This window comes from Sphingomonas daechungensis (genome assembly GCF_039543105.1).
GTDB lineage: Bacteria > Pseudomonadota > Alphaproteobacteria > Sphingomonadales > Sphingomonadaceae > Sphingomicrobium > Sphingomicrobium daechungense.
The window spans coordinates 57,790-79,451 of sequence record NZ_BAABJC010000001.1 but is presented as its reverse complement, the minus strand read 5'-3'; the positions used below and the strand labels follow the sequence as shown (position 1 = coordinate 79,451).

The 21,662-nt window shown below is 62.9% G+C and carries 21 protein-coding genes, 1 tRNA gene and 1 pseudogene; 7 read left to right on the top strand and 16 right to left on the bottom strand.

The genetic code is table 11. The features are described from left to right. The first annotated feature begins 7 nt into the window (after positions 1–7). The 3 genes and pseudogenes from ABD928_RS00410 to ABD928_RS00400 all read left to right on the top strand — a co-directional run bounded on the left by ABD928_RS00410 (position 8) and on the right by ABD928_RS00400 (position 3,346). Entirely contained in the window at positions 8–1,570 is a 1,563-nt protein-coding gene (locus ABD928_RS00410) for a hypothetical protein (protein ID WP_187714013.1), read from the top strand. A 9-nt stretch (positions 1,571–1,579) separates the two neighbouring features. Beyond that, positions 1,580–2,314: pseudogene (gene mtgA / locus ABD928_RS00405) on the top strand (monofunctional biosynthetic peptidoglycan transglycosylase); the annotation flags it as partial. Positions 2,315–2,671: 357 nt separating this feature from the next. Continuing rightward, a complete protein-coding gene (locus tag ABD928_RS00400) occupies positions 2,672–3,346 on the top strand; it encodes a hemerythrin domain-containing protein (protein ID WP_187714011.1) in 675 nt (224 codons plus the stop codon). Positions 3,347–3,349: 3 nt separating this feature from the next. Here ABD928_RS00400 and dnaE read toward each other — a convergent pair whose 3' ends face one another. The 5 genes from dnaE to proS form a co-directional block, all read right to left on the bottom strand. Continuing rightward, entirely contained in the window at positions 3,350–6,787 is a 3,438-nt protein-coding gene (dnaE, locus tag ABD928_RS00395) for a DNA polymerase III subunit alpha (RefSeq protein ID WP_345165005.1), read from the bottom strand. Between the two features lie 91 nt (positions 6,788–6,878). After that, entirely contained in the window at positions 6,879–7,775 is an 897-nt protein-coding gene (locus tag ABD928_RS00390) for a lysozyme inhibitor LprI family protein (protein ID WP_187714010.1), read from the bottom strand. Beyond that, on the bottom strand, positions 7,775–8,449 hold the full coding sequence (locus tag ABD928_RS00385) for an ABC transporter ATP-binding protein (protein ID WP_345165001.1): 675 nt from the start codon (positions 8,447–8,449) through the stop codon (positions 7,775–7,777). The genes ABD928_RS00390 and ABD928_RS00385 overlap by 1 nt, the downstream gene beginning before the upstream one ends. Then, positions 8,442–9,692, bottom strand: coding sequence for a lipoprotein-releasing ABC transporter permease subunit (locus tag ABD928_RS00380; protein ID WP_187714009.1), 1,251 nt, complete (start codon positions 9,690–9,692; stop codon positions 8,442–8,444). The genes ABD928_RS00385 and ABD928_RS00380 overlap by 8 nt, the downstream gene beginning before the upstream one ends. After that, positions 9,689–11,011 carry a proline--tRNA ligase gene (gene proS, locus ABD928_RS00375; protein WP_345164996.1) on the bottom strand — a complete coding sequence of 441 codons (1,323 nt, stop codon included), beginning with the start codon at positions 11,009–11,011 and terminating at the stop codon, positions 9,689–9,691. The genes ABD928_RS00380 and proS overlap by 4 nt, the downstream gene beginning before the upstream one ends. A gap of 408 nt (positions 11,012–11,419) precedes the next feature. Here proS and ABD928_RS00370 point away from each other — a divergent pair, with 408 nt between their 5' ends. Both ABD928_RS00370 and ABD928_RS00365 read left to right on the top strand, forming a co-directional pair. After that, positions 11,420–11,653 carry a hypothetical protein gene (locus tag ABD928_RS00370; RefSeq protein ID WP_187714008.1) on the top strand — a complete coding sequence of 78 codons (234 nt, stop codon included), beginning with the start codon at positions 11,420–11,422 and terminating at the stop codon, positions 11,651–11,653. 22 nt (positions 11,654–11,675) lie between these two features. After that, a complete protein-coding gene (locus tag ABD928_RS00365) occupies positions 11,676–11,969 on the top strand; it encodes a WGxxGxxG family protein (protein ID WP_187714007.1) in 294 nt (97 codons plus the stop codon). Positions 11,970–11,982: 13 nt separating this feature from the next. On the opposite strand, the gene ABD928_RS00360 is transcribed toward ABD928_RS00365, so the two are convergent. After that, positions 11,983–12,059 (bottom strand) — tRNA-Met (locus ABD928_RS00360). Between the two features lie 135 nt (positions 12,060–12,194). Here ABD928_RS00360 and ABD928_RS00355 point away from each other — a divergent pair. Then, positions 12,195–12,620, top strand: a complete 426-nt coding sequence (locus ABD928_RS00355; RefSeq protein ID WP_187714006.1) for a DUF3775 domain-containing protein — start codon at positions 12,195–12,197, stop codon at positions 12,618–12,620. Here the strand turns inward: ABD928_RS00355 and ABD928_RS00350 are convergent. Genes ABD928_RS00350 through ABD928_RS00340 form a run of 3 tightly spaced genes read right to left on the bottom strand, consistent with a single transcriptional unit; the run spans position 12,617 to position 15,637 of the window. Then, positions 12,617–13,120: a 2'-5' RNA ligase family protein gene (locus ABD928_RS00350; protein ID WP_345164989.1), complete on the bottom strand. Its 504-nt coding sequence runs from the start codon at positions 13,118–13,120 to the stop codon at positions 12,617–12,619. The genes ABD928_RS00355 and ABD928_RS00350 overlap by 4 nt on opposite strands. Continuing rightward, a complete protein-coding gene (locus ABD928_RS00345) occupies positions 13,105–13,662 on the bottom strand; it encodes a PRC-barrel domain-containing protein (RefSeq protein ID WP_187714005.1) in 558 nt (185 codons plus the stop codon). The genes ABD928_RS00350 and ABD928_RS00345 overlap by 16 nt, the downstream gene beginning before the upstream one ends. Positions 13,663–13,693: 31 nt before the next feature. After that, a complete protein-coding gene (locus ABD928_RS00340; protein ID WP_345164984.1) occupies positions 13,694–15,637 on the bottom strand; it encodes a potassium transporter Kup in 1,944 nt (647 codons plus the stop codon). Positions 15,638–15,825: 188 nt separating this feature from the next. Between ABD928_RS00340 and ald the strand changes: the two genes are divergently transcribed. Then, positions 15,826–16,932 carry an alanine dehydrogenase gene (ald, locus tag ABD928_RS00335; protein WP_345164981.1) on the top strand — a complete coding sequence of 369 codons (1,107 nt, stop codon included), beginning with the start codon at positions 15,826–15,828 and terminating at the stop codon, positions 16,930–16,932. Here the strand turns inward: ald and ABD928_RS00330 are convergent. The 7 genes from ABD928_RS00330 to ccmC are packed head-to-tail and all read right to left on the bottom strand — an operon-like array spanning position 16,911 to position 21,662. Continuing rightward, on the bottom strand, positions 16,911–17,543 hold the full coding sequence (locus ABD928_RS00330; protein WP_187714004.1) for a tetratricopeptide repeat protein: 633 nt from the start codon (positions 17,541–17,543) through the stop codon (positions 16,911–16,913). The genes ald and ABD928_RS00330 overlap by 22 nt on opposite strands. Continuing rightward, positions 17,540–17,947, bottom strand: coding sequence for a cytochrome c-type biogenesis protein (locus tag ABD928_RS00325; protein WP_187714003.1), 408 nt, complete (start codon positions 17,945–17,947; stop codon positions 17,540–17,542). The genes ABD928_RS00330 and ABD928_RS00325 overlap by 4 nt, the downstream gene beginning before the upstream one ends. Further along, on the bottom strand, positions 17,944–18,471 hold the full coding sequence (locus tag ABD928_RS00320) for a DsbE family thiol:disulfide interchange protein (protein WP_187714002.1): 528 nt from the start codon (positions 18,469–18,471) through the stop codon (positions 17,944–17,946). The genes ABD928_RS00325 and ABD928_RS00320 overlap by 4 nt, the downstream gene beginning before the upstream one ends. Further along, the gene (locus tag ABD928_RS00315; protein WP_345164975.1) at positions 18,468–20,375 is read right to left on the bottom strand and encodes a heme lyase CcmF/NrfE family subunit; all 1,908 of its coding nucleotides are present in this window, start codon (positions 20,373–20,375) and stop codon (positions 18,468–18,470) included. Before ABD928_RS00315 ends, ABD928_RS00320 begins: the two co-directional genes overlap by 4 nt. Continuing rightward, the gene (ccmE, locus tag ABD928_RS00310; protein WP_187714001.1) at positions 20,372–20,821 is read right to left on the bottom strand and encodes a cytochrome c maturation protein CcmE; all 450 of its coding nucleotides are present in this window, start codon (positions 20,819–20,821) and stop codon (positions 20,372–20,374) included. Before ccmE ends, ABD928_RS00315 begins: the two co-directional genes overlap by 4 nt. Beyond that, entirely contained in the window at positions 20,818–20,949 is a 132-nt protein-coding gene (locus ABD928_RS00305; RefSeq protein WP_262984779.1) for a hypothetical protein, read from the bottom strand. Before ABD928_RS00305 ends, ccmE begins: the two co-directional genes overlap by 4 nt. Then, positions 20,946–21,662 (bottom strand): heme ABC transporter permease CcmC, encoded by a 717-nt coding sequence (ccmC, locus tag ABD928_RS00300; RefSeq protein WP_345164968.1) that lies wholly within the window; start codon positions 21,660–21,662, stop codon positions 20,946–20,948. Before ccmC ends, ABD928_RS00305 begins: the two co-directional genes overlap by 4 nt.

Below are 21,662 nucleotides of genomic sequence, written 5' to 3'. Positions count from 1 at the left end.
GGATAGCATGAAACGCATCGCTTTTGCCTTGCTGGCCTGCGCTGCAGCGCCGGTCATGGCCCAGTCCAGCGAACACCAAGGCCACCTGATGAAGGAGGCCACCCCACCGAAGGCCCTCATCCTTGACGGCTATGGTAACGGCGGGTTCACGATCACGACTGCCAATCCGAAGGCGCAGGCCTTCTTCAACAACGGGATGCAGCTCGCTCATGCCTTCGCCCACAAGGCCGCAGTCGAAGCGATGGAGGAGTCCGTCCGGCTCGATCCCCAATGTGCGATGTGCCTATGGGGACAGGCCTGGGCCGATGGCCCGACGATCAACTACGGCAAGAGCGAGGACGAGGTCGCGAAGCTTGCCGAACTGGCGGACAAAGCCGCGGACCTTGCCAAGGCCAAAGGCTCCGAGCGCGAACGCCAGCTCATTCATGCTCTTCAGTTGCGCTACAAGGACGGTGGCGGAGGCAAGGACGGCGATTTGAAATTCGCGAAGGCGATGGCCGCTCTCGCTTCGAGATATCCTGACGATGACGAGATCGCCGTCATGGCCGCGGACGCATGGCTGATGACGAAGGCCGATACCGCAGAGGACTGGAAGTTGAATGCCGAGCTGTCGATCCCGCTGCTCGAGCGCGTACTTCGGCGCAATCCGAACGATACACCGGCAATCCATTTCTACATCCACGCAACGGAGATCGCCGAGCGACCGGCGCTCGCGGAGCCCTACGCGGACCGGCTTGGGACGCTGGCTCCAAGGGCGAGCCATCTCGTCCACATGCCAAGCCACACCTATTACTGGGTCGGCCGCTATGAGGATGCGGCAAAGGCGAACATGCGGGCCGTCGAAATCGGTATCGACAACGCGAAGAAGCTGGGCCTTCCCGCACCGAACGGCGTGTGGGGACTGCCGTATCACGCGCACAACGTAACCTTCGGACTTGGGGGCGCGCTTCAGGCAGGCGATGCCGACATCGCACTCCGGCTCGGCCGTCCGCTTGTCGAGATGTCGCAATCGGACGGCAAGGCCGGACCCTATCGGCAGATGATTGCCGCGAACGGCTATTACGCCATGGCCCTATTCTCGGACCCAAAGGACGTGCTGGCTCTTCCGCAACCGAAATTGCCGTTCCTCGAGGCCGCATGGCATTACGCGCGCGGCGAAGCCTTTGCGAAGCTTGGGAATGAGGAAGCGGTCCGCAAGGAAGCAGCCGCGATTCATGGCGTCACCGGCGAACTCAGCAAGGACGACGGCTCGCTGCAGGCCCAGACCATGACTTACATCGCGCGCAACGTGCTTGTGGGCCGCGCTGACATGATGGCGCATCGGCCGAAGGAGGCTGCCCAGGCCTTCGCGGAAGCCGCGGAGCACGAGGAGAGCGACGACTTCCGGTCCGTCTCGGATCCTCCCGCATGGCACTATCCGGTGCGCCGTGACCTCGCCCTCGCGTTGGAGGCGCAGGGTGATTTGGCGGGAGCACGCCGAGAGGCGGCCGCCGCTCTGGCGTTCCGCAAGAATGATCCCGGCACGCTGGCGTTGATGGCCAAGCTCGACGGCGCGTCGGCCGCTCGCTAGTCGAATTGCATGGCGAAGCGACCCAAGTCCACCATTCCCCAGTACAAGCGCCGTAGGCCGAACAAGCGCGGTCCGATCGTCCGACTGATCGTGTTTTTGATGAAGCTGGCGCTCATTTTCCTGGTCGGCTCATTCCTGTGGGTGCTGGCTTATCGCTTCGTAAACCCGCCGATCACAGCGACCATGCTTGGAGACATCGTCGCCGGACGCGGTGCGACGAAGGACTGGATGAGCATCGAGGACATCGATCGCGACATGGTCCGCGCCGCGATCGGCGCCGAAGACAGCAAGTTCTGTTCCCATAGTGGCTTCGATGTGGAAGCCATTGAAGATGCAATGAAACGCAACGCTTCCGGAGGTCGAATCCGCGGCGGATCAACGATCAGTCAGCAGACCGCCAAGAACGTCTTCCTGTGGCAGGGAGGCGGCTATTTCCGTAAGGGCCTGGAAGCCTGGTTCACGTTCCTTATCGAGCATGTCTGGGGCAAGCGCCGGATCATGGAGGTCTATCTCAACGTCGCTGAAACCGGGATCGGCACATATGGCGTCAACGCGGGATCGCAGCGCTATTTCGATCACGACGCGAGCGCGATGAGTCCGACGGAAGCTGCGCGTATCGCCGCGGTCCTCCCTCTTCCAAAGAAGCGCGGAGCGGTCACACCGAAGGGGTTCACGCGCCGCTATGGCAATTCAATCAGCTCGAGGATCGGCATCGTTGCCCGCGACGGTCTCGACGCCTGCGTCTACCGCGACGTCGTTCCTCCGAAGAACAAGGATGCGCCGAAGACCGCAAGGCCATCCACGGGTCTCCCAGGTGAAGAATATGAAAGCGCGAAACCCCTGCCTCCGCTAAATGAGGCCGTCGAAGAGCTGCCGCCTGAGTCGCCGGAGCCGGTTGTCATCAACGCCCCCGCGCCGGCTCCTCAGCAGCAACCCGCGACGAATGAGGCGAGCCCTCCCGTCAGATCAGAGGAAAGTCCGCCGCCTCCGCCGGTCGGTCAGTAGCTAAACCGTTCATCGCCCGGCCTTTTTGCGTTCGGTTGAGGAACGACGGGTGCTTGCCCGCCGTTCAGGCCGCAAACCCAAAATGGAGGACAAGTGATGGCTACACGTACTCAGAGTCGATCCTCATCCAGCAGCCGCTCGAACAATCGCGGCTCGTCACGATCAGGTAACGGCAACAGCGACCGCAGCCAGACCCGAAGCGGTGGTGACCGGAGCGCCTTTACCTGGGGCGAGAACGCCGGGCCGCTTCTCGGAGCAGCGCTGGCCGGCGCAGCAATCGGCTTTGCGGCGAACTACGGCCGCAAATTCCTGATGCAGGGAATGGAATCCCTAGCGGGCGACTGGGATGACATCCTCGCCGCTGAGCACGAGCTGGCCTTGGGCATCTTCGACAAGATGCTGGCAACCGACGAGACGCAGACCTGGAAGCGCAGCATGCTGCTGATGAAGCTGACCCATGCGCTCGACAAGCATGCGCACCAGGAGGAAATGGTCGTTTATCCCGCACTTCGCGAAGCCAACATGGCCGTCAACGCCGACGAGCTCGAAGGCGAGCACGGTTACGTCAAGACCTACCTCTACGAACTCAAGAACATGGGCCCGGAGGCCCCGAACTGGCTCGAGAAAGTCCGGGAGTTCCGCTCTTTGGTGTCGAAGCACGCGCACATGGAAGAGGAAGAAGTCTTCCCCGCCTTCAAGCGCGATCTTAGCGACGAACAGAATGCCAAGATCACGGGCCTTGTGAACGCAGACGGCTTCTGGATGGCTTAGCCGCTAGCTGACGAGGGCGAGTCTCGGCGGTTCCTGCACGGAAAGGTCGACACTCCCCTCGCCGGCAATCCGCTCGATGCGAGCCTGGAGCTCTGCATCGAGCGCGAAGTCGCGACCCGCCACGACAATTGCTTCGCCGCCGGTCGACAAGGGGAGGAACAGGCGCACAAGCCCGCCGCCACCGCCAACGTTGGACAGCTCTCGGGCAATTGCTGGCACAAGCGTCGCGGATGGCACGCGTACTTCCATCTGCAGCCTTGTCCGCTTCGCCAACGTCTCCAGCGGTTGGAAACGTTTGATCGCCACGCGCGGAAGTTCGTCGCCCGGACGCTTGTCGAGTTCGACGGTCAGCAGGCCGCAAGTCTGAGCCTTCGCGGCAGCTTCCACAGCCGCACTGGCGTCATCGTCGAAAATGCTGGCTTGGAATTGCCCGGAGGAATCGCTGAGCGTCGCCATCAGATAGCGGCGCCCCTTGGCCGACGTTCTCCAGCGCACATCTTCCACCAGCGCCGCCATCACGGCACCCGCCCTGCCCTCTGCGGGCATCGGCAAATCGGCAAGCTGCGCAAAGGTCTTTGCCTTGTTCGCTTCCAGGATGTGCCGGTGGGAATCCACCGGATGGGCGGAGAAATAGAAGCCGAACGAGTCACGCTCGGCCGCCATCCGCTGAGCGAGCGACCATGCCTCGGCCTTGGTCAGCCGGATTGGAGCCATCGCAGAGCTGCCGCCGCCGAACAGCCCACCCTGCCCGCTGTTGCGCTGATCGGCCGCGCTGGCCGCGTGGGCAAGGATGGTTTCGGCCGACGCATGGACTGCTGCCCGGTCGGGAGCGATCGCGTCGAAAGCGCCCGAAGCGGCGAGGCTCTCGATCTGGCGCCGGTTGAGCAGGCGCGGGTCGATCCGCTCGGCGAAGTCATCGAGGGACTTGAACGGGCCGTTCATCTCACGTTCCGTAACGAGCGCTTCCATCGCCTTCTCGCCAACCCCTTTGAGGGCGCCAAGGGCATAACGGACCTTGCCGTTTTCAACGGAGAAGGCCGCCTCGCTCGCGTTGATGCAGGGCGGCAGGCATTCGATCTCGCCGCGCCGCATGTCCTCCACGAACAAGGCCAGCTTGTCGGTCAGCGCGATGTCGAAGCTCATCGACGCGGCATAGAATTCGGGGCGGTGATGCGCCTTCAGCCAACCCGTGTGATAAGCGACCAGCGCGTAAGCGGCTGCGTGCGACTTGTTGAAGCCGTACCCGGCGAACTTGTCGATCAAATCGAACAACTCTGACGCCTTGGCCGGAGTGATATTATGCGCCTTGCAGCCCTCGACGAAGCGCGCCCGCTGCGCATCCATCTCCGACTTGATCTTCTTGCCCATGGCACGGCGGAGAAGGTCGGCTTCGCCCAGTGAATAGCCAGCGAGCACCTGCGCCGCCTGCATCACCTGCTCCTGGTAGACGAAGATCCCGTAAGTCTCCTTGAGCACTTCCTCCAGCATCGGATGCGGATAAGCGAGTTCGGCGCGTCCGTTCTTGCGGTCGCCGAACATCGGAATGTTGTCCATCGGACCCGGCCGGTACAGCGAGACGAGCGCGATGATGTCGCCGAAGTTGGTCGGGCGGACGGCCGCAAGTGTTCGCCGCATACCCTCGGATTCCAGCTGGAACACGCCGACCGTGTCGCCGCGCTGGAGAAGTTCGTAGACGTCCGGATCGTCCCAGGTCAGGGTCGAGAACTCGACTTCGATGCCCTGCTCGGCCAGCAGCCGCTCGGCTTCCTTGAGCACCGAGAGTGTCTTCAGGCCGAGAAAGTCGAATTTCACCAGACCCGCGGCCTCGACATATTTCATGTCGAACTGAGTGACCGGCATGTCGGATCGCGGATCGCGATACAGCGGCACCAGGTCGTCAAGGCTGCGGTCGCCGATGACAACGCCCGCAGCGTGAGTCGACGCGTGGCGAGGAAGCCCCTCGAGCTTCATCGCCAGGTCGAACAGCCGGCGAACCTCGGAATCGCCTTTGTACTCGGCCGCTAGCTCCGACACGCCATTCAGCGAGCGCTCGAGAGTCCACGGATCGGTCGGATGGTTGGGGATCAGCTTGGCGAGGCGGTCGACCTGCCCATAGCTCATCTGCAGGACGCGCCCGGTGTCCTTCAGCACCGCGCGCGCCTTCAGGCGCCCGAAGGTAATGATTTGCGCAACGCGATCGCGCCCGTACTTCTGCTGGACGTAGGAAATGACCTCGTCGCGACGGGTTTCGCAGAAGTCGATGTCGAAGTCGGGCATCGACACACGTTCCGGGTTCAAGAAGCGCTCGAAGAGCAGATTGAGGGCAAGCGGATCGAGGTCGGTGATCGTCAGTGCCCAGGCGACGACGGATCCTGCCCCGGAGCCGCGACCCGGCCCGACCGGAATATCGTGCGCTTTCGCCCATTTGATGAAGTCGGCGACGATCAGGAAGTAGCCGGCAAACCCCATGCGGGTAATGACGTCAATCTCGAACTCGAGCCGCTCTCGATAGGCGGCCTTTTCCTCCTCGTTGCGGCCCACGAGACGCGCATCCAGGCCGGCGAAGGCATCGGTGCGTAGCTGCTCATCTTCATGGTCGGAAAGCCTTGGAAGGATGGGCCGACGGCTCGGCGCCCCGACGGCGCAGCGCATGGCGATGACGCCTGTATTGGCCAATGCTTCCGGAAGATCGATGAACAGTTCCGCCATCGCCGCCGAGTCCTTCAGCCATGCTTCGGGCGAAGACGTCTTCCGGTCGGAGCTTTCGACGTAAGCGGATTGCGCGATGCAAAGCATGGCATCGTGCGCGGCATGGAAGCTTGGATCGGAGTAGGCTGCCGGATTGGTCGCCACGAGCGGAAGATCGCGTTCGTATGCAAGTTCGATCAGCCGGTCTTCCGACGCTTCTTCAACGGGATCTCCGCGGCGGATAATTTCGACGTACAGGCGGTCCGGGAACGCGGCCTGCAGGTGGTCCAGATAGGCCTTAGATTTGTCCAGCTGCCCTTCTGACACGAGACGGGCGAGCGCCCCCTCTGAGCCGGCTGTCAGAGCGATGAGGCCCTCGCTCTTCGCCTCAAGGGCGCTGAATTCCACGTGAGGATCGAACTCGACCGGACGGTCGAGGTGCGCAGAGGAGACGAGGTGGCACAGGTTCGAATAGCCCTGCTCGTCTTTAGCGAGCAGGACGATCCAATCGACTCCAATGCCCAGCTCTGGAGGTCGCGCAACAGCGAGCATAGCCCCAACGATTGGCTGAACGCCCTTTGCGGAGCACCCATCCGTGAAAGCCATCGCGGCGTAGAGTCCATTGCGGTCGGTCAGGGCGACGGCCGGGAAACCGAGCTTGGCCGCGCGCTCCGCAATCGCTTTCGGCTCCATCGCCCCTTCTAGCATCGTGAAGGAAGAGAAGACGCGAAGCGAAACGTAGGGCTGAGTCACTCGCCGAATATGGCGCCGTAAGCGACAAAACGCATCTGCACGCCCGCGCTTTTCCACATGTTTTTGAGGTGCCGCCCGAACGCTATGGCAACTATCTTTGGGGGTGCCAGTCGCCAGTCATGATGTCGCGAATTTCGCGCATGCGTCCACGGTACGTGTCGGCGATGCAGGCATTTTCCGTACACTGATCGCGATAGCCGAGGAATTCGTTGCGGGTACGGATGAGGAGCTCGCGCTGTTCCGGGCTCGCTTGGGCCAATGCGCCGGCGAATTGCGCGGACATCCTGCGGTCGAGGGCGGCGAGATTTGGGTCGTCGCAGACCGCAGCTTCTCCCGCCGTGCGTGCATTTGCGCAGTTGAAGCTTGGCCCGCCCGCAGCTTCCGGCTGGGGAGCCAGCGGATCGGGCGGTGTTATGACGTCAACTCCATTGATCGTTGTGTTCGACAACGGATCCGTATTGTCCGGCGCTGTCGTCGCAATTGACGAGAGTGGCCCGACGATCGCCGAGGCATCCGTCAACGTGACCGTCCGCGCATCCGATCCCGCACCCTGTTGGACGGTATAGAGAACATCGGCACTGAGCGAGCTCTTACCACCGGCAGCAACGCCGGGAGGAAGGTCGAGCGTCAAGGTCCCGTTGCAAGTGACACTGCCATCCGTGCCTTCATCGCGAAGCACCGCGGCTTCCATGCGGACGGAGGCGGCCGAGGCGATCTTGGCGAGAGCCGCCTGATCGCTACCGCGAAGCTCCGCTGCCTGCTGGAAGATCGCGGTCCGAATGGCCGCGGAGGTCGCTTCTCCTGAACAGAGTGACGACGGATCGCCCGCTGACGCGCTAACCTCGTCACCGGTCAGGCGATCGTTCTCGCTGGAGCGGCTGCCCCACAGCATCATACCGACCAGGATCAGGATAAGGACGCCAAGCGCGACGGAAGCAATCACGGTCGCATTGATGCGCTGACCGCCGCCTTCGCCTTGCGGGTCCACTACTGCAGCTGACCTTCGTGGAGACGCACCACGCGGTCCATCTTCGCCGCAAGCCGTTCGTTGTGAGTGGCGACAAGGGCCGCACTCCCCTCCCCGCGTACCAGCGAGAGGAACTCGGCCAGCACCGTATCGGCGGTTGCTTCGTCAAGATTGCCGGTCGGCTCATCCGCGAGGACCAGCGGCGGCTTGTTGGCAAGGGCCCGCGCGACCGCAACGCGCTGCTGCTCGCCGCCGGAAAGTTTCGAAGGACGGTGATCGAGCCGCGATCCGAGCCCAAGCGCCCCGAGAAGCTGCTCCGCACGCCCTCGCGCGGCATCGGTCTCCGCGCCATGGATCAGCTGCGGAAGCACTACATTTTCGCGCGCGTTGAATTCCGGAAGGAGGTGGTGAAACTGGTAAACGAACCCGAGCGCATTGCGGCGCAGGTCGGTCCTCCCGTTGTCGTCGAGCGTGGATGCCTCGCGGCCCGCAATCCGGATCGACCCTTCGAACCCGCCTTCGAGCAGGCCAACCGCTTGAAGCAATGTGGATTTGCCCGATCCCGAAGGACCGAGCAACGCAACGATCTCGCCGGGCATGACATCCAGGTCCACACCTCGGAGGACATGAATTGTGACGTCGCCCTGCGTGAAGCTCCGCTTGAGGCCACGCGTCGAAAGGACTGCGTCACTCATAGCGAAGGACCTGGACCGGATCGGTGCTCGCGGCCTTCCACGCCGGGTACAGTGTCGCGAGGAAGGACAGGATCAGGGCGATCAGGATAATCGCGGTGACTTCGACCGGATCGGATTTGGACGGCAGCTCCGAAAGGAAGCGCACCGATGGATCCCACAGGTTCTGGCCCGTCACGAACTGAATCCCGTCCACTACCGACTGCCGGAAGAAGAGGAAGATCGCGCCAAGAATGATGCCCAATACGATCCCGAGCGATCCGATGGTCACACCAACCGTCACGAAGACCTTCATCATGCTCCGCCGGCTGGCGCCCATGGTCCGCAGGATCGCGATGTCGCGGGTCTTCGCCCGGACGAGCATGATCAGCGACGACAGGATGTTGAACACCGCGACCAGCACGATCAGCGACAGGACGACGAACATTGCGACGCGCTCGATCTCCAGCGCCTCGAACAGCGCCGAGTTCATCTGCTGCCAGTCGACGAGAATCCCCTTGCCCTGAACCGTTGGAGCGAGGGGTTCGAGGATCTGACGAGCCTTGTCCGGATTGCTGGTCTGGATTTCGACCATCCCCACCTGGTCGCCCATCATCAATAAGGTCTGGGCGTCCTGCATCGGCATGACGACAAACGACTTGTCGTAATCGTAGACGCCGACCTCGAAGATGGCTCCCACCTGGTAGGAGACGATCCGTGGAACCGTCCCGACCGGGGTGGAGCGGCCGTCCGGACTGATCAGGCTGATTTCGCTCCCGACGTAGGCGCCAAGCGTCTCCGCGAGCCGCGACCCAATTGCGACCCGCCCGCTGCCCGGTGTGATCGAATTGATGTTTCCGGACAGGACGTTGCTTGTGATCACTTTGTTGCCGCGGATGTCTTCCAGGCGGAGGCCGCGGACGATCACGCCTTCGACGCGGCCATTGGCCGAGGCCATCAGTGGCTGCTCGATCAGCGGAGTCGCCGACGTGACGCCGGGAAGCTTGCGCGCGGTGTCGGCAATGTTTTGCCAGTCGGCCAGGCGCCCCTCATAACCCTGAACGATCGCGTGCCCGTTGAGTCCGACAATCTTGTCGAACAGCTCGGCGCGAAAGCCGTTCATTACGCTCATCACGATGATCAGCGCGGCAACCCCAAGAGCAACCGCAAACAGGCTGATCGAGGCGACGAGGAAGATGAATCCCTCACCCTTGCCGGGAAGAAGATAGCGTCGAGCGACCGCGCGCTCGTACCTGTTCAGGATCATTCGGACAGCCTCGCGAGAGCGGATTCCACGCTCAGCTCATGGCGCTCACCAGATGAACGGCGCTTGAGTTCCACCGTTCCTGCCGCGATCCCGCGCGGTCCGACCACGACCTGCCAAGGCAGTCCGATCAAATCCATCGTCGCCAGCTTCGCCCCGCCGCGCTCGTCGCGATCGTCGTAGGCGACTTCAATGCCGGCAAGCTGCAGATTGCCGTACAGCTCCTCGGCTGCCGCCACGCTCGGCTCGTCGTCCTGCCGCATGGTAACGATGCCAACCTTCCAAGGCGCCACGCTCTCGGGCCAGATGATGCCGGCGTCGTCATGGCTCGCCTCGATGATTGCGCCCACCAGCCGGGAAACACCGACGCCGTAGCTTCCCATCATCGGAGTGACCGGCTTCCCGTCCGAGCCCGAGACCTTGAGACCCATGGCCGCGGAATATTTGTCGCCGAAGTAGAAGATGTGACCGACTTCGATCCCTCGACCGGTCCGCTTGCGGTCTTCGGAAAGCGTTGCCCAGCGGGCCTCGTCGTGCGTCTCGTCGGTCGCGGAGTAGGTAGAACTCACCCGCTCAAACAGCGCCTTCAGGCCCTCGGCGTCGCCATACTGGAGATCTGACTGTTGCCAGTCGAATTCCTCGAATGCTGCGTCATAGAACACCTCGCTCTCGCCGGTGGGCGCGAGGACGATGAATTCGTGACTGAGGTCGCCGCCGATCGGGCCAGACGCAGCCTTCATCGGCACTGCCTGAATTCCGAGGCGCTGAAACGTTCGCAGATAAGCCAGCAACTGCGTGTAATAGCTCTGCCGCGCACCCTCTTCGTCGAGATCGAAGCTGTAGGCGTCCTTCATCAGGAATTCGCGCCCGCGCATCACGCCGAAGCGAGGGCGCACTTCGTCGCGGAACTTCCATTGGATGTGGTAGAGCGTACGCGGAAGTTCGCGATAGCTCTTCAGCTCGTCGCGAACGATCGCGGTGAGCATTTCCTCATTCGTCGGACCGTAGAGCATCTCGCGATCATGCCGGTCCCGGATGCGCAGCATTTCCGGGCCGTACGCGTCGTATCGTCCGCTCTCGCGCCACAGGTCGGCCGACTGGATCGTCGGCATCAGCATCTCGATCGCTCCAGCGCGATCCTGTTCCTCGCGAACGATCTGCTCGATCTTCTGCAGGACTCGGAAGCCTATTGGCAGCCAGGAGTAGATTCCCGCAGCGGTCTGACGAACGAGCCCGGCCCGCAGCATCAGCTTGTGGCTGACGATCTGGGCGTCCGTCGGGCTTTCCTTAAGGACTGGCAGAAAATAGCGGGAAACGCGCAATTTCAATTGCCTCCAAGCGTGGCGAGAGCCGGTGCCCTAAGGCGCTATTCCAACAAGCGCAATGCGACGAGCCACGTCTGCCGATGTGGCAGACTCGACACAGGCGATGCGCAAAAACCCGGGCAGGTTCGATATGCAAGTGACAAGCCGGGGAGATGCGGCCTAGCTTGAGGCTCTTCCGTCGGGCTGCCCCTTGGGGCCGATGTCGGAAGCCTGCAGCGACGCGCTAAAGGCGGGACGCAGCAGGACACCAAGGGGGCTGACGAGCAATCGTCACGCAGGACGCCCGGGTCGCTCAGCGGTCCGGGCGTTTGCTTTTTGGCGGAAATCCAAGCCCTCTTCCAACCGTTGCGCATAAGGTGGTATGCGACTCCTGCGCAACGACTGGCGCAAATACAGGAGGGCACCATGCGAACTCGATGGATGCTCGGCATGCTCGTGGCGGCCGCACTGGCCGCCCCCGCTGCGCAAGCGCAGGACACCAACGAAAGCGGTATCCGGACCGAAACGCAGGAACGCCTGCGGAGCGGCCCGCCCAAGATCGACTGGCTGAACCTGCTCGGCGCTTTGGGACTGCTAGGCCTGCTGGGTCTGAAAAAGGAACACGGCGAGGACAGCTATCACCCCGCCTCCGTCGAATAGCGACGGCGCAAGGAGACCAGAAATGCGCAAAGTGATTGTGTTTGCTTTGGCGGCCGCAATTTCCGCGGCGCCGGCAGCTGCTCAAAACGATACGAACGCGGCGGTCGATGCGAATGCCGCAATGACCGCGGCTCCCGCCGATAATGTGGTTGCGCCGACAGACCTCAACGCGGCTCCTGCCGAAACGATGACAACGGAAGTCACCGAACCTGCTCCGGCGCCGACTCACGAGCGGAAGTCGGGTGGCGGATTTCCGTGGGGCATCGTCGGGCTGGTAGGGCTCGTCGGGCTGCTGGGACGCAAGCGCCGCGACTGATCTGCTTGCGGGGTGGTAGCGGAGGAGGGACTTGAACCCCCGACACGCGGATTATGATTCCGCTGCTCTAACCAGCTGAGCTACTCCGCCCCGATAAGGCATGATATTCGCATTCCCGCCGGGCGGGTAGCGCCGCGGCCATATAGGTGTGCACATTGTGTCGGTCAACGCGAGGAACCGCTTACGGCTGCTCTCGTTCAACCGGCATAATCGAAAGGCACGTTGATGGACCCTTTGACCCCGCTCGAGACCCTTTGCCGGATCATCCTTCGGGCGCGTGAATATGAGGCCCAGACGCCGACCGACTATGACGGTGGCGAGGCTGCGGACAATGTCGACGATGAGGAAGAAGGCACCCTCTCGGTCCTCGACGACTCGATCAATGACAGTGTCGAGGAAGAGTTGAAGGCAGTTTTCGAAGACCTTGGAGAGGATCAGCTGGCCGAAGTCGTCGCGTTCTGCTGGGTCGGACAAGGCACCTATGACGTTGGCGACTGGGACGAGGCCGTCGAGGAAGCGAGCGACCTCACTCGCGGCGGAAGCGATGCTGCGATCGCGGAGCTGATGGACATGCCAATGCTGGCGTCTGTGCTGGAAGCCGGGATGGCGGCCTTCGATCTGAGTTGCGACGGGATCGGCGACCTCAGCTAACCCCTGAAGGAATACGTCCTTAGCGTTTCCCAAGGCCCGCCCATGTAGCGATGGAGTCCTAGACCGGAGATCGAGACCGGGCGCCGGTCGTACGTCTCACCTAGCGCTTCGATCAGTGCCCGTGCAACCTTCGGGGCGACTTTGTTCTGGATGGTTACGTGGGCGGACCATCCTGCCGAGTCCTGAGCGGTCAGGAGCCCGTGAAGGCGCGTCGCGATCTCCGACCGCATGGCGTCGAGTTCATCCGAAGCAATCCGCAGCGCCACTCCGCCACCAAGGTTCATGACACCCGCGATCCAAGCTCGTGGAGCGGCGTATTCAGCAAGCCGCCGCAGGATTCCGCGAACCTCATCCTCCGCCGACGGAGGGATCGCATGGAACATGGTGAGATGAGCCGGAAGTTGGTTCCGCTCTGGCGGAAAGTGCTGGCACCGCAGCCCGTTCAGCCATGCAAAATCAGGCTCCGCAAGCTCTGCCGTCACGATCAGCGGGCCGGCCATCGATCCTTCTCGATCTGCTGAAAGTCGTCCATCGCCCCCATTTCGACGACGAGACGATCCGAATCCACTCGCGCATTTCTCCAAGGAATTTTGCGGAGTGTTTCACCGACACCGGCCACGCCGCCTTCGGAGGCAACGACATAGCGAAGACGTCCACTTTGGCAGCCCGCCATCGCGTCTACAGACGTTCCGATGGAGCCATCTCCAGCCTCGATCGGCGCTTTCAGGAGGAGCGAGACAGGAAAGAGGCTTTCCTCCGGCTCTTGCGCACTCGCGGAGGCCGCGACGGAAGCGCCCTTCTCGATCCCTGCCTGCCGGCCTAGCCACCGCCAGATGCCGAAGATGTTCAGGACCGTCAGAACGACGTTGGTCCAGGTCAAAGCCGGCTGGTTCGTCATCAGGCCCGCGGCAAGCCATGACAGGGACCCGACGAGGAAGACACAGAACCCGTATCCCGTAACTCGCGATCCGAGGTTTGCTGCCGTCATCGAGGCGGCGATGATTGTCGCGACTGTCGCGATCCAGGAAATGGTATCAGCCATTGCGCGGAAATGCGCGGGGCGGGCCGATGGTTCAGATCTCGACCTGGCTGCCCAGCTCGACGACGCGATTGGTCGGCAGCTTGAAGAATTCCATCGCGCTTTCTGCATTGCGCAACATCCAGGCGAACAGCTTTTCACGCCAGATTGCCATTCCCGGGCGTGAAGACGCGATCAAGGTCTGGCGTGCGAGGAAGAAGCTGGTGTCCATCATCTTGCACGCGGGACCGGTGCCCCTGAGCTTGGTCAGCGCCGCAGGAACGTTCACTTCTTCCATGAAGCCGTAGTTTAGGATCACGCGGTAGAAACCGGCGGTATAATCGACGGTCTCCGACCTTTTTTCCTCCGGTACGTAAGGCACGTCCTGGATCTTCACGGTAAGCAGGATCACGCGCTCATGAAGCACCTTGTTGTGCTTCAGGTTGTGAAGCAGCGCATGCGGCACGCCAGCGGCGGAGCTGGTCATGAACACGGCCGTGCCAGGCACACGCGCCGCACTGGTCGCCGCCGACTTGATAAAGATCTCCATCGGCAGGCTGGCTTCGTCCATGCGGGCAATAAGCAGCTGGCGGCCCTTCGCCCAAGTCGTAAGCAGAGTGAAGGCGATGGCTCCGATCAGCAGCGGGAACCACCCACCCGCGGGGATCTTCAGCAGGTTGGCGCCAAGATAGAGACCGTCGACCGTAAAGAAGAGCGCAAGCAGGCCGATCGCCAGGAAGCGATTCCAGTTCCACAGCTGCAGCAACACGACCGAGATCAGAACCGCGTCGATCAGCATCGCGCCGGTCACCGCGATACCGTAAGCCGCGGCCAGGTTCGAAGAGCTGCCGAACATGATCACGAGCAGGATCACCATGATCATCAGCGCCCAATTCACGACCGGAATGTAGATCTGGCCGGCAGCGCTTTCGCTGGTGTGCGCGATGCGGAGGCGCGGGACGAAGCCCAGCTGGATCGCCTGCTGCGTGACCGAGAAGGCTCCTGAAATCACGGCTTGGCTCGCGATGATCGTCGCCATGGTGGCGAGCAGGACCAGCGGCAGACGCAGCGCATCCGGCGCGAGATAGAAGAACGGATTCTTGACCGTTTCGAGAGCCTGGGCTTCCTCCATCGAGAGAAGCATCGCCCCCTGTCCCATGTAATTCAGGAGCAGGGCAGGCATAACGAAATAGATCCACGACACGCGGATCGGCCTTCGTCCGAAATGCCCCATGTCCGCGTAGAGCGCTTCTGCGCCGGTCACGGCGAGAACGACGGAGCCAAGCGCGATGAACGCGCGCGTCGGCTCTTGCACGAAGAAGTGGACCGCGTGCCAGGGATTGAGGGTGTTCAGGATGACCTGCGGGCGATCCATGATGTGGATCACGCCGAGCACCGCGATGGTCACGAAATAGAACAGCATCACTGGCCCGAACAGCGCCCCGACCCGAGCCGTGCCGTGCGACTGGATGGCGAAAAGCCCGACAAGAATGGCGACCGCAATCGGGATGACATAGGGCTCGAGCCCGACGTTGACCGTCGTTAAGCCCTCCACTGCCGAGAGGACCGAGATGGCGGGCGTGATCATCGAGTCGCCGTAGAAGAGCGCCGTCGCAAACACGCCGAGGAGGACGATCCCGGTGGTCCATCGTTTCTTGCCGCCGATCTGGCGATTGATCAGGGCCAAAAGCGCCAGGCTCCCGCCCTCGCCCTTGTTATCGGCCCTCATGATGATCGTGACGTACTTTAGGGTCACGATAATGAGCATGGACCAGAAGATCAGGCTCAGCACGCCATGCACGTGAAGCTGATCGACCGTCAGTGTGTGGTGGCCGGCGAAGGTCTCGCGAAATGCGTAGATCGGCGACGTGCCGATATCCCCAAAGACAATCCCAATCGCGCCGACGGCGAGCTTGGCCAATGATCCGCCGTGGCCGTGCCCGGACGAATGATCCTGTGGGGTTTCGGCTTCGGCACCCCCGCTTGCTGTGACGTTCATGAAAGAAGAAACTGCCTGGACCGACCGCGAACCCGCATTCCTGGTGCCCCCGCACCGCCACCCGACCGGCGGCGCGCCGCACTAGCACTCGCGGGGTACAGCCGCAATTCCTGCCGCAATGTGGGAGGACAACCGCAATTCACGCGTCTATAGGCCCGCCCAACCAACATCAGTGGAGCGAACGAACAATGCGCGTCGGTGTGCCCAAGGAAATCAAGGTCCATGAATATCGCGTGGGTCTCACGCCGGCGTCGGTCGCCGAATTGGTCGCTGCGGGACATGAAGTCGTTGTTCAGGCCGGTGCCGGCGACGGCATCGATTGCCCCGACGCAGCTTACAAGAAGGCTGGCGCCGAGATCCTCCCGGATGCGGAGTCGGTGTTCAAGGCCGCGGACATGATCGTGAAGGTAAAGGAGCCGCAGCAGCAGGAAATCGCGCTGCTGGAGCCGCGCCATATCCTCTTCACTTACCTCCACCTCGCCGCGGACAAGCCGCAGGCGGAGGGCCTGATGAAATCGGGCGCAACCTGCATCGCTTATGAGACCGTCACCTCGCGCACAGGTGCACTGCCCCTCTTAAAGCCGATGAGCGAAGTCGCGGGTCGCATGTCGGTTCAGGTCGGCGCTCACTATCTTGAAAAAGAACAAGGCGGGCGAGGCGTGCTCCTCGGGGGCGTTCCAGGCGTAGCTCCGGCGAAGGTCGCGATCCTCGGTGGCGGCGTTTCGGGCGTGAACGCAGCGCAAATGGCTACCGGCATGCGGGCAGACGTTACCATCTACGACATCAATAACGACCGTCTGGCCGAACTGGACATGTTCTTCTCCAGCCAGATCAAGACGGCTTATGCGTCGAAGAGGGCGATCGAGAATGCGGTCGCGGAGTCGGAACTCGTGATCGGCGCCGTGCTTGTCCCGGGTGCCGCTGCACCAAAGCTTGTCACCCGCGAGATGCTCAAGACGATGAAGCGGGGTTCGGTTCTGGTCGACATTGCGATTGATCAGGGCGGCTGCTTCGAGACCTCGCATGCGACCACGCACGCCGATCCTGTCTACGAGGTCGACGGAATCATTCACTATTGCGTTGCAAACATGCCGGGCGCAGTCGCGCGGACCAGCGCCTTCGCGCTCAACAATGCCACCCTGCCCTTCGCGCTAAAGATCGCGAACCTCGGTGCTGAGGAAGCGATGCGGCAGGATCCGCACCTTGCGGCGGGCCTGAACGTGTCCGGCGGGAAGATTCGGCACGAGGCGGTCGCCGAAGCTCTTGACCTGCCTTACGAGCCCGTCGCGTCCTGAGGCTTCTGCTGCGGCCGATCGAGCGCGGCCACAGCATCTTCGACGAAGGGGCGCCAGCTGGCATTGGCTGGCGCTTCTGCAAGGATTTCTCGCCAGATCGCCACTGCATCCTTGGAATCGCCCGATCGCGCCAGCGCGAGACCGTAGAAGAACCGCGGTGCAGGGTATCCTGGAGCCAGTTCATTCGCGCGCCGGAACGCGAGCTCGCTTGCAGGTGTGATCGTATTGGCGTGATCGGCCAGAGCATTCCCCAACCCGACCCACAGCGCGGGGTCACCGGGATGCTCCCGCACCGCGGACTGCAGAACGCCCGCCGCCTCCTCCGTCTTGCCGCGGCGCGCGAGGGACTCTGAAATCAACAACCAATGCTCTGTGGGCCCGAAGTTCCCGTAGAAGGCGTGGCGGAGGTTGGTGAGCGGGATCGGCGGGGTCCGCTGTTCCGCGCTCCTGGGAGACGACGGCACCTGCGGACTTCCGAGCGCGGCATAGCCGGCGGCTCCAAACAGCAAGGCTGTGCCGGCGAGCTGAAGCATGGAACCGCGAACCCGAAACGCCCACAGCAGTCCGAGGCAGGCAAGGATGAGCAGAAGAAGACCCAGCCAGCCGTTCATCGCGCTTTCCTCTTCAGCCGGCCCGCGACCACCGCTCCTCCGAAAATCAGGAGGATGATGGGCGCTGCCCAGAGCGGCCATGCGATCGGCTTGGCAGTCGGTCGATAGCTGATCCAGTCACCATAGCGGTCGATCAGCCAAGCCCGGATCGCGTCCGGCTTTTCGCCGGCCGCAATCCGCCGCCTGACCAGGTCACGCATGTCGCCGGCAAGGTCTGCGTCGGAATCCGCAATCGACTGACCCTGGCAGACGAGACAGCGAAGCTCCTCCATCAAGGCCTGCGCCTGTGCTTCCTGCTCAGGATCGGGCAACTGACGGTAAGCCCAGTAGGACGGCGGCAAGTTGGAATCGGCCAACAACGGCGACGCCAGAACCAGGGCAAGCGAGAAGATGATCCCTCTCATTTCGCTGCCCGGAGCTGTTTGAGGATCGTCGGCGTGTCGGCCGAACCGATCGGTCCGATGAACTGGTAACGGATCACGCCCTTGCCATCGATGACGAACGTTTCCGGAACGCCGGAAGAGCCGAGCGCGAGTTGTACGCCGCTGTTCGGGTCGAGGCCGACGCGTTCGTACGGATTGCCGTTGCGCTCCAGAAAGGCCCCTACAGCGCCTGGCGTGTCCCTCACGGCGATGCCGTCGATCTTGACCCCCTGCGCCTTGAGCCGCTCGAGGATCGGCGCTTCCGCTACGCAAGGCACGCACCAGCTCGCGAAGAAGTTGAGGAGGCGCGGCTCGCCGGTCGCGAGCTCTGCCGAATCGAGGCCCGCCCGCTCGGGGGTCGCGGCCTTCAGTGCAAATTCCGGCACTTCACGATTGACCAGCTGCGATCTGACAGCAGTGTCGCTCGGCTGGATCAGCCGCCAGGCGAAGGTGATCAAGATCCATACGACCAGGATAATTGGGATGAGGCGGAACGCGCGGCTCACCGAAAAGCCCTCCGGCGCCAGGAACGGCGTGCATGGCCAAGCAATGCGAGCAATCCGCCCAGTGCAATTAGGAACCCGCCGAACCAGATCAGGGTCACGAGCGGCTTCCACCACAGTCTTAACTGATAGCGGCCCTCGGCATCGGACTTGCCCAGCACGGTGTAGAGTTGCCCGCTGAGAAGCGTTTGGATCGCGGCCTCGTTGGTCTCCGTCGGCGGATCGGTGAAGTAGCGTGATTGGGGCTTCAACACGTGCACCCCGCCGCCTCGGGAAGCACGCAGTTCCGCTTCAACGGCGGTCCAGTTGGGACCGGCAACCGGCGATACGCTCTCGAACTTCACTAGCCAGGGACCGACATCGACCGTGTCGCCTGGGGCGGCCGCAGTGAGTTTCTCCGTCGTGAAGGCGGTGTCGGCAGCCATCCCTCCGATGGATACGGCCGCTCCGAGGTGCGCAATGGCCATACCCCAAATGGTGAGTGGCGTCCGCAGTGGATTGCGGCCGATAAGTGGAATGATCGTCGCGGGAAGCAATCCCGCCGCCAACGCTAGGCCGGCCTTCGCGAGCAAACTCGCCTGCGGCATGGCAAGCAAGGCTATTACGAGCGCCGTGGCAGCGAACAGGGATGGGATCGCCAGCTTGCGGGCAATGGGCCGACGTTCCTGTCGCCAGCTCAGTAGCGGCCCCACAGCAAGAAGGACGCCCAGCAGGATCGCGAGTGGACCGGCGACCGAATTGAAATAGGGCGCTCCGACCGACATCTTCTCACCTGTCAGCGCCTCGGCGCTCAGCGGATAGAGCGTGCCGATGAAGACGATCCCGAGGATGACCGTCAGGAGCAGGTTGTTGACGACGATGCCCGCTTCCCTGCTGACCGGCTCGAACGGCGCTCCCTCGCGAAGATTGGCCGCGCGCACGGCAAAGATACCGAACGCTGCGGTCACATAGATACCCAGCAGCGCCAGAATAAATGCGCCGCGGGTCGGATCGACGGCAAAGGCGTGGACGGAGGTCAGGATGCCCGATCGGACCAGGAAAGTCCCGACCATCGACATCGAGAAAGCGATGACGGCCAGCATCATCGTCCAGGCCTTGAGCGCGTTGCGCGCACCGAGGACAGCAACGGAGTGCAACAACGCCGTCGCCGCGAGCCACGGCATCAGCGATGCGTTTTCGACAGGGTCCCAGAACCACCATCCGCCCCAGCCGAGCTCGTAGTAAGCCCAGTAGCTGCCGGCGGTGATGCCCAGCGTCAGGAAGATCCAGGCGCCGAGCACCCAGGGGCGCATCGCTCGCGCCAATTGCCTGTCGACGTCACCTGCGAGCATTGCTCCAACCGCTAGGCTGAAGGCGACCGAAAGTCCGACATAGCCGAGGTAGAGGGTCGGCGGATGGAACGCCAGGCCGGGGTCTTGGAGAAGCGGGTTAAGCCCCCTGCCCTCAATCGGCGCGGGATCGAGTCGGGCAAAAGGATTGGATGCAAACAGCAGGAAAGCGTGAAATCCGAGCGCCAGCGCAGCCTGCGCCCCCAGTGCCGCGATCAACGTCCGGCTTGGAAGTTGGCGTGAGAAGGTCGCCAGAGCCGCGCCGGACAAGCCAAGCACGGTCACCCACAAGAGCATCGAGCCCTCGTGATTTCCCCAGGCTCCGGCGACCTTGTAGATGAACGGCTTGGCGCTGTGACTGTTTTCGGCGACCAGCGCGACCGAAAGATCGGTTCTCGCGAAGACGATCAGCAGTATCACGAACGCGAAGAGACACAGCAGCCCCTGCACGACCGCAAGTCCGCGCACAGGCCGGTCGGCGTCGATCGTTCCCCGCACATGCAACGCACTGAGAAACAGGCCCAGGACGGACAATGAGGCCGCCAGCCACAGCGCCGCGAGGCCGGCCTCTGGGATCATCGCTTGAGCGTCTGGCTGGCCTTATGTTCGGCCGTCTGGCTGCCGAGCTCGGGCGGCATGTACCGCTCGTCATGCTTGGCGAGGATATTGTCGGCAACGAAAGTCCCGCCGGCCACAAGCTGGCCCTCAGCGACTACGCCGCTACCTTCGCGGAACAAGTCGGGAAGGATGCCGCGGTAGGTCACAGGCACGCGCGCTTCTCCGTCCTCCACGACGAAGCGAGTGGTAACCCCATCGGCGTCGCGCTTCACCGATCCGCGCTCCACCATTCCGCCAAGGCGGACTGCCCTGCCCGTGCTGGCTTTCCCGGCGGCAACATCGGCCGGCGTGTAGAAATAGGCTGCCCGGTCGCGAAGGCCCCACATGGCGAGCAGGACGGCGGCGAGCACCGCAATGAGCGCAAGAACAACAAGAACCAGTCGCTGATGCTTCGGACGCGCGATCATTCGGCCCGCTTCAACCCGGCCGCTGCAGCCTCGGCCTTACGCATCGTCAGGTAAGCCCACGAAAGGAGGCCGGCCGTGGCGACGAGCACCACGGCATAGGCGGCGGTGACGAATGCCCAGTGACTCATTCGGACGCCGCCCGGCGCATCCGCGCCTCGACCTTCGCCTCGGCAAGTTCGGCCCGCATTCGCATCAGCACGGCTGCTCCGAACAGTGCCGTGAAGCCGAGTGCCGACAGCGGCAGCGGCCAAAGGATGGATGCATCGATCGACGAGCCCTGAACGCCAATGCTTTGTCCCTGATGCAACGTCCGCCACCACAGGACGGAATAATGAATGATCGGAAGATTGATTGCTCCGACCAGCCCGAACAACGCTGCCAGGCGTCCCTCTCCGCCGCGCTCCTTCTCCGCACCGGCCAACGCGATGTAGCCAAGGTACAGGAAAAACAGGATCAGCATGGACGTTAGTCGCCCATCCCATTCCCACCAGGTTCCCCAGGTCGGACGGCCCCAGATCGAACCCGTCAGCAGGCAGACGGCCGCGAACGTCGCTCCGGCGGGCGCAAGCGCTCGGCCGGCTACCGCCGCGAGCGGATGTCGCCAGACGAGCTGGGCAATCGACGCGGCAGCGATTCCCGCCCAGCCTGCCATACCGAGCCAGGCCGCCGGAACGTGGACGTACATGATGCGGACGGTTTCACCCTGCAGATAATCAGGCGGGGTGAAGGCGAGTCCGCCGACAACGCCGATCATCGCCAAGATCAGACCAACGCCAAGCAGCCAAGCCGTCGCGGGCCGCGCGACCTTCAGGAACCTTGCCGGATTGGCAAAGCGGTGCAC

Bases quoted from the DNA above. Each gene is read 5' to 3' on its own strand.
- ABD928_RS00410 (WP_187714013.1), top strand. From the start codon at position 8: ATGAAACGCATCGCTTTTGCCTTGCTGGCCTGCGCTGCAGCGCCGGTC.
- ABD928_RS00400 (WP_187714011.1), top strand. From the start codon at position 2,672: ATGGCTACACGTACTCAGAGTCGATCCTCATCCAGCAGCCGCTCGAAC.
- ABD928_RS00385 (WP_345165001.1), bottom strand. From the start codon at position 8,449: ATGAGTGACGCAGTCCTTTCGACGCGTGGCCTCAAGCGGAGCTTCACG.
- ABD928_RS00380 (WP_187714009.1), bottom strand. From the start codon at position 9,692: ATGATCCTGAACAGGTACGAGCGCGCGGTCGCTCGACGCTATCTTCTT.
- ABD928_RS00370 (WP_187714008.1), top strand. From the start codon at position 11,420: ATGCGAACTCGATGGATGCTCGGCATGCTCGTGGCGGCCGCACTGGCC.
- ABD928_RS00365 (WP_187714007.1), top strand. From the start codon at position 11,676: ATGCGCAAAGTGATTGTGTTTGCTTTGGCGGCCGCAATTTCCGCGGCG.
- ABD928_RS00355 (WP_187714006.1), top strand. From the start codon at position 12,195: ATGGACCCTTTGACCCCGCTCGAGACCCTTTGCCGGATCATCCTTCGG.
- ABD928_RS00350 (WP_345164989.1), bottom strand. From the start codon at position 13,120: ATGGCCGGCCCGCTGATCGTGACGGCAGAGCTTGCGGAGCCTGATTTT.
- ABD928_RS00345 (WP_187714005.1), bottom strand. From the start codon at position 13,662: ATGGCTGATACCATTTCCTGGATCGCGACAGTCGCGACAATCATCGCC.
- ABD928_RS00340 (WP_345164984.1), bottom strand. From the start codon at position 15,637: ATGAACGTCACAGCAAGCGGGGGTGCCGAAGCCGAAACCCCACAGGAT.
- ald (WP_345164981.1), top strand. From the start codon at position 15,826: ATGCGCGTCGGTGTGCCCAAGGAAATCAAGGTCCATGAATATCGCGTG.
- ABD928_RS00330 (WP_187714004.1), bottom strand. From the start codon at position 17,543: ATGAACGGCTGGCTGGGTCTTCTTCTGCTCATCCTTGCCTGCCTCGGA.
- ABD928_RS00325 (WP_187714003.1), bottom strand. From the start codon at position 17,947: ATGAGAGGGATCATCTTCTCGCTTGCCCTGGTTCTGGCGTCGCCGTTG.
- ABD928_RS00315 (WP_345164975.1), bottom strand. From the start codon at position 20,375: ATGATCCCAGAGGCCGGCCTCGCGGCGCTGTGGCTGGCGGCCTCATTG.
- ccmE (WP_187714001.1), bottom strand. From the start codon at position 20,821: ATGATCGCGCGTCCGAAGCATCAGCGACTGGTTCTTGTTGTTCTTGCG.
- ABD928_RS00305 (WP_262984779.1), bottom strand. From the start codon at position 20,949: ATGAGTCACTGGGCATTCGTCACCGCCGCCTATGCCGTGGTGCTCGTC.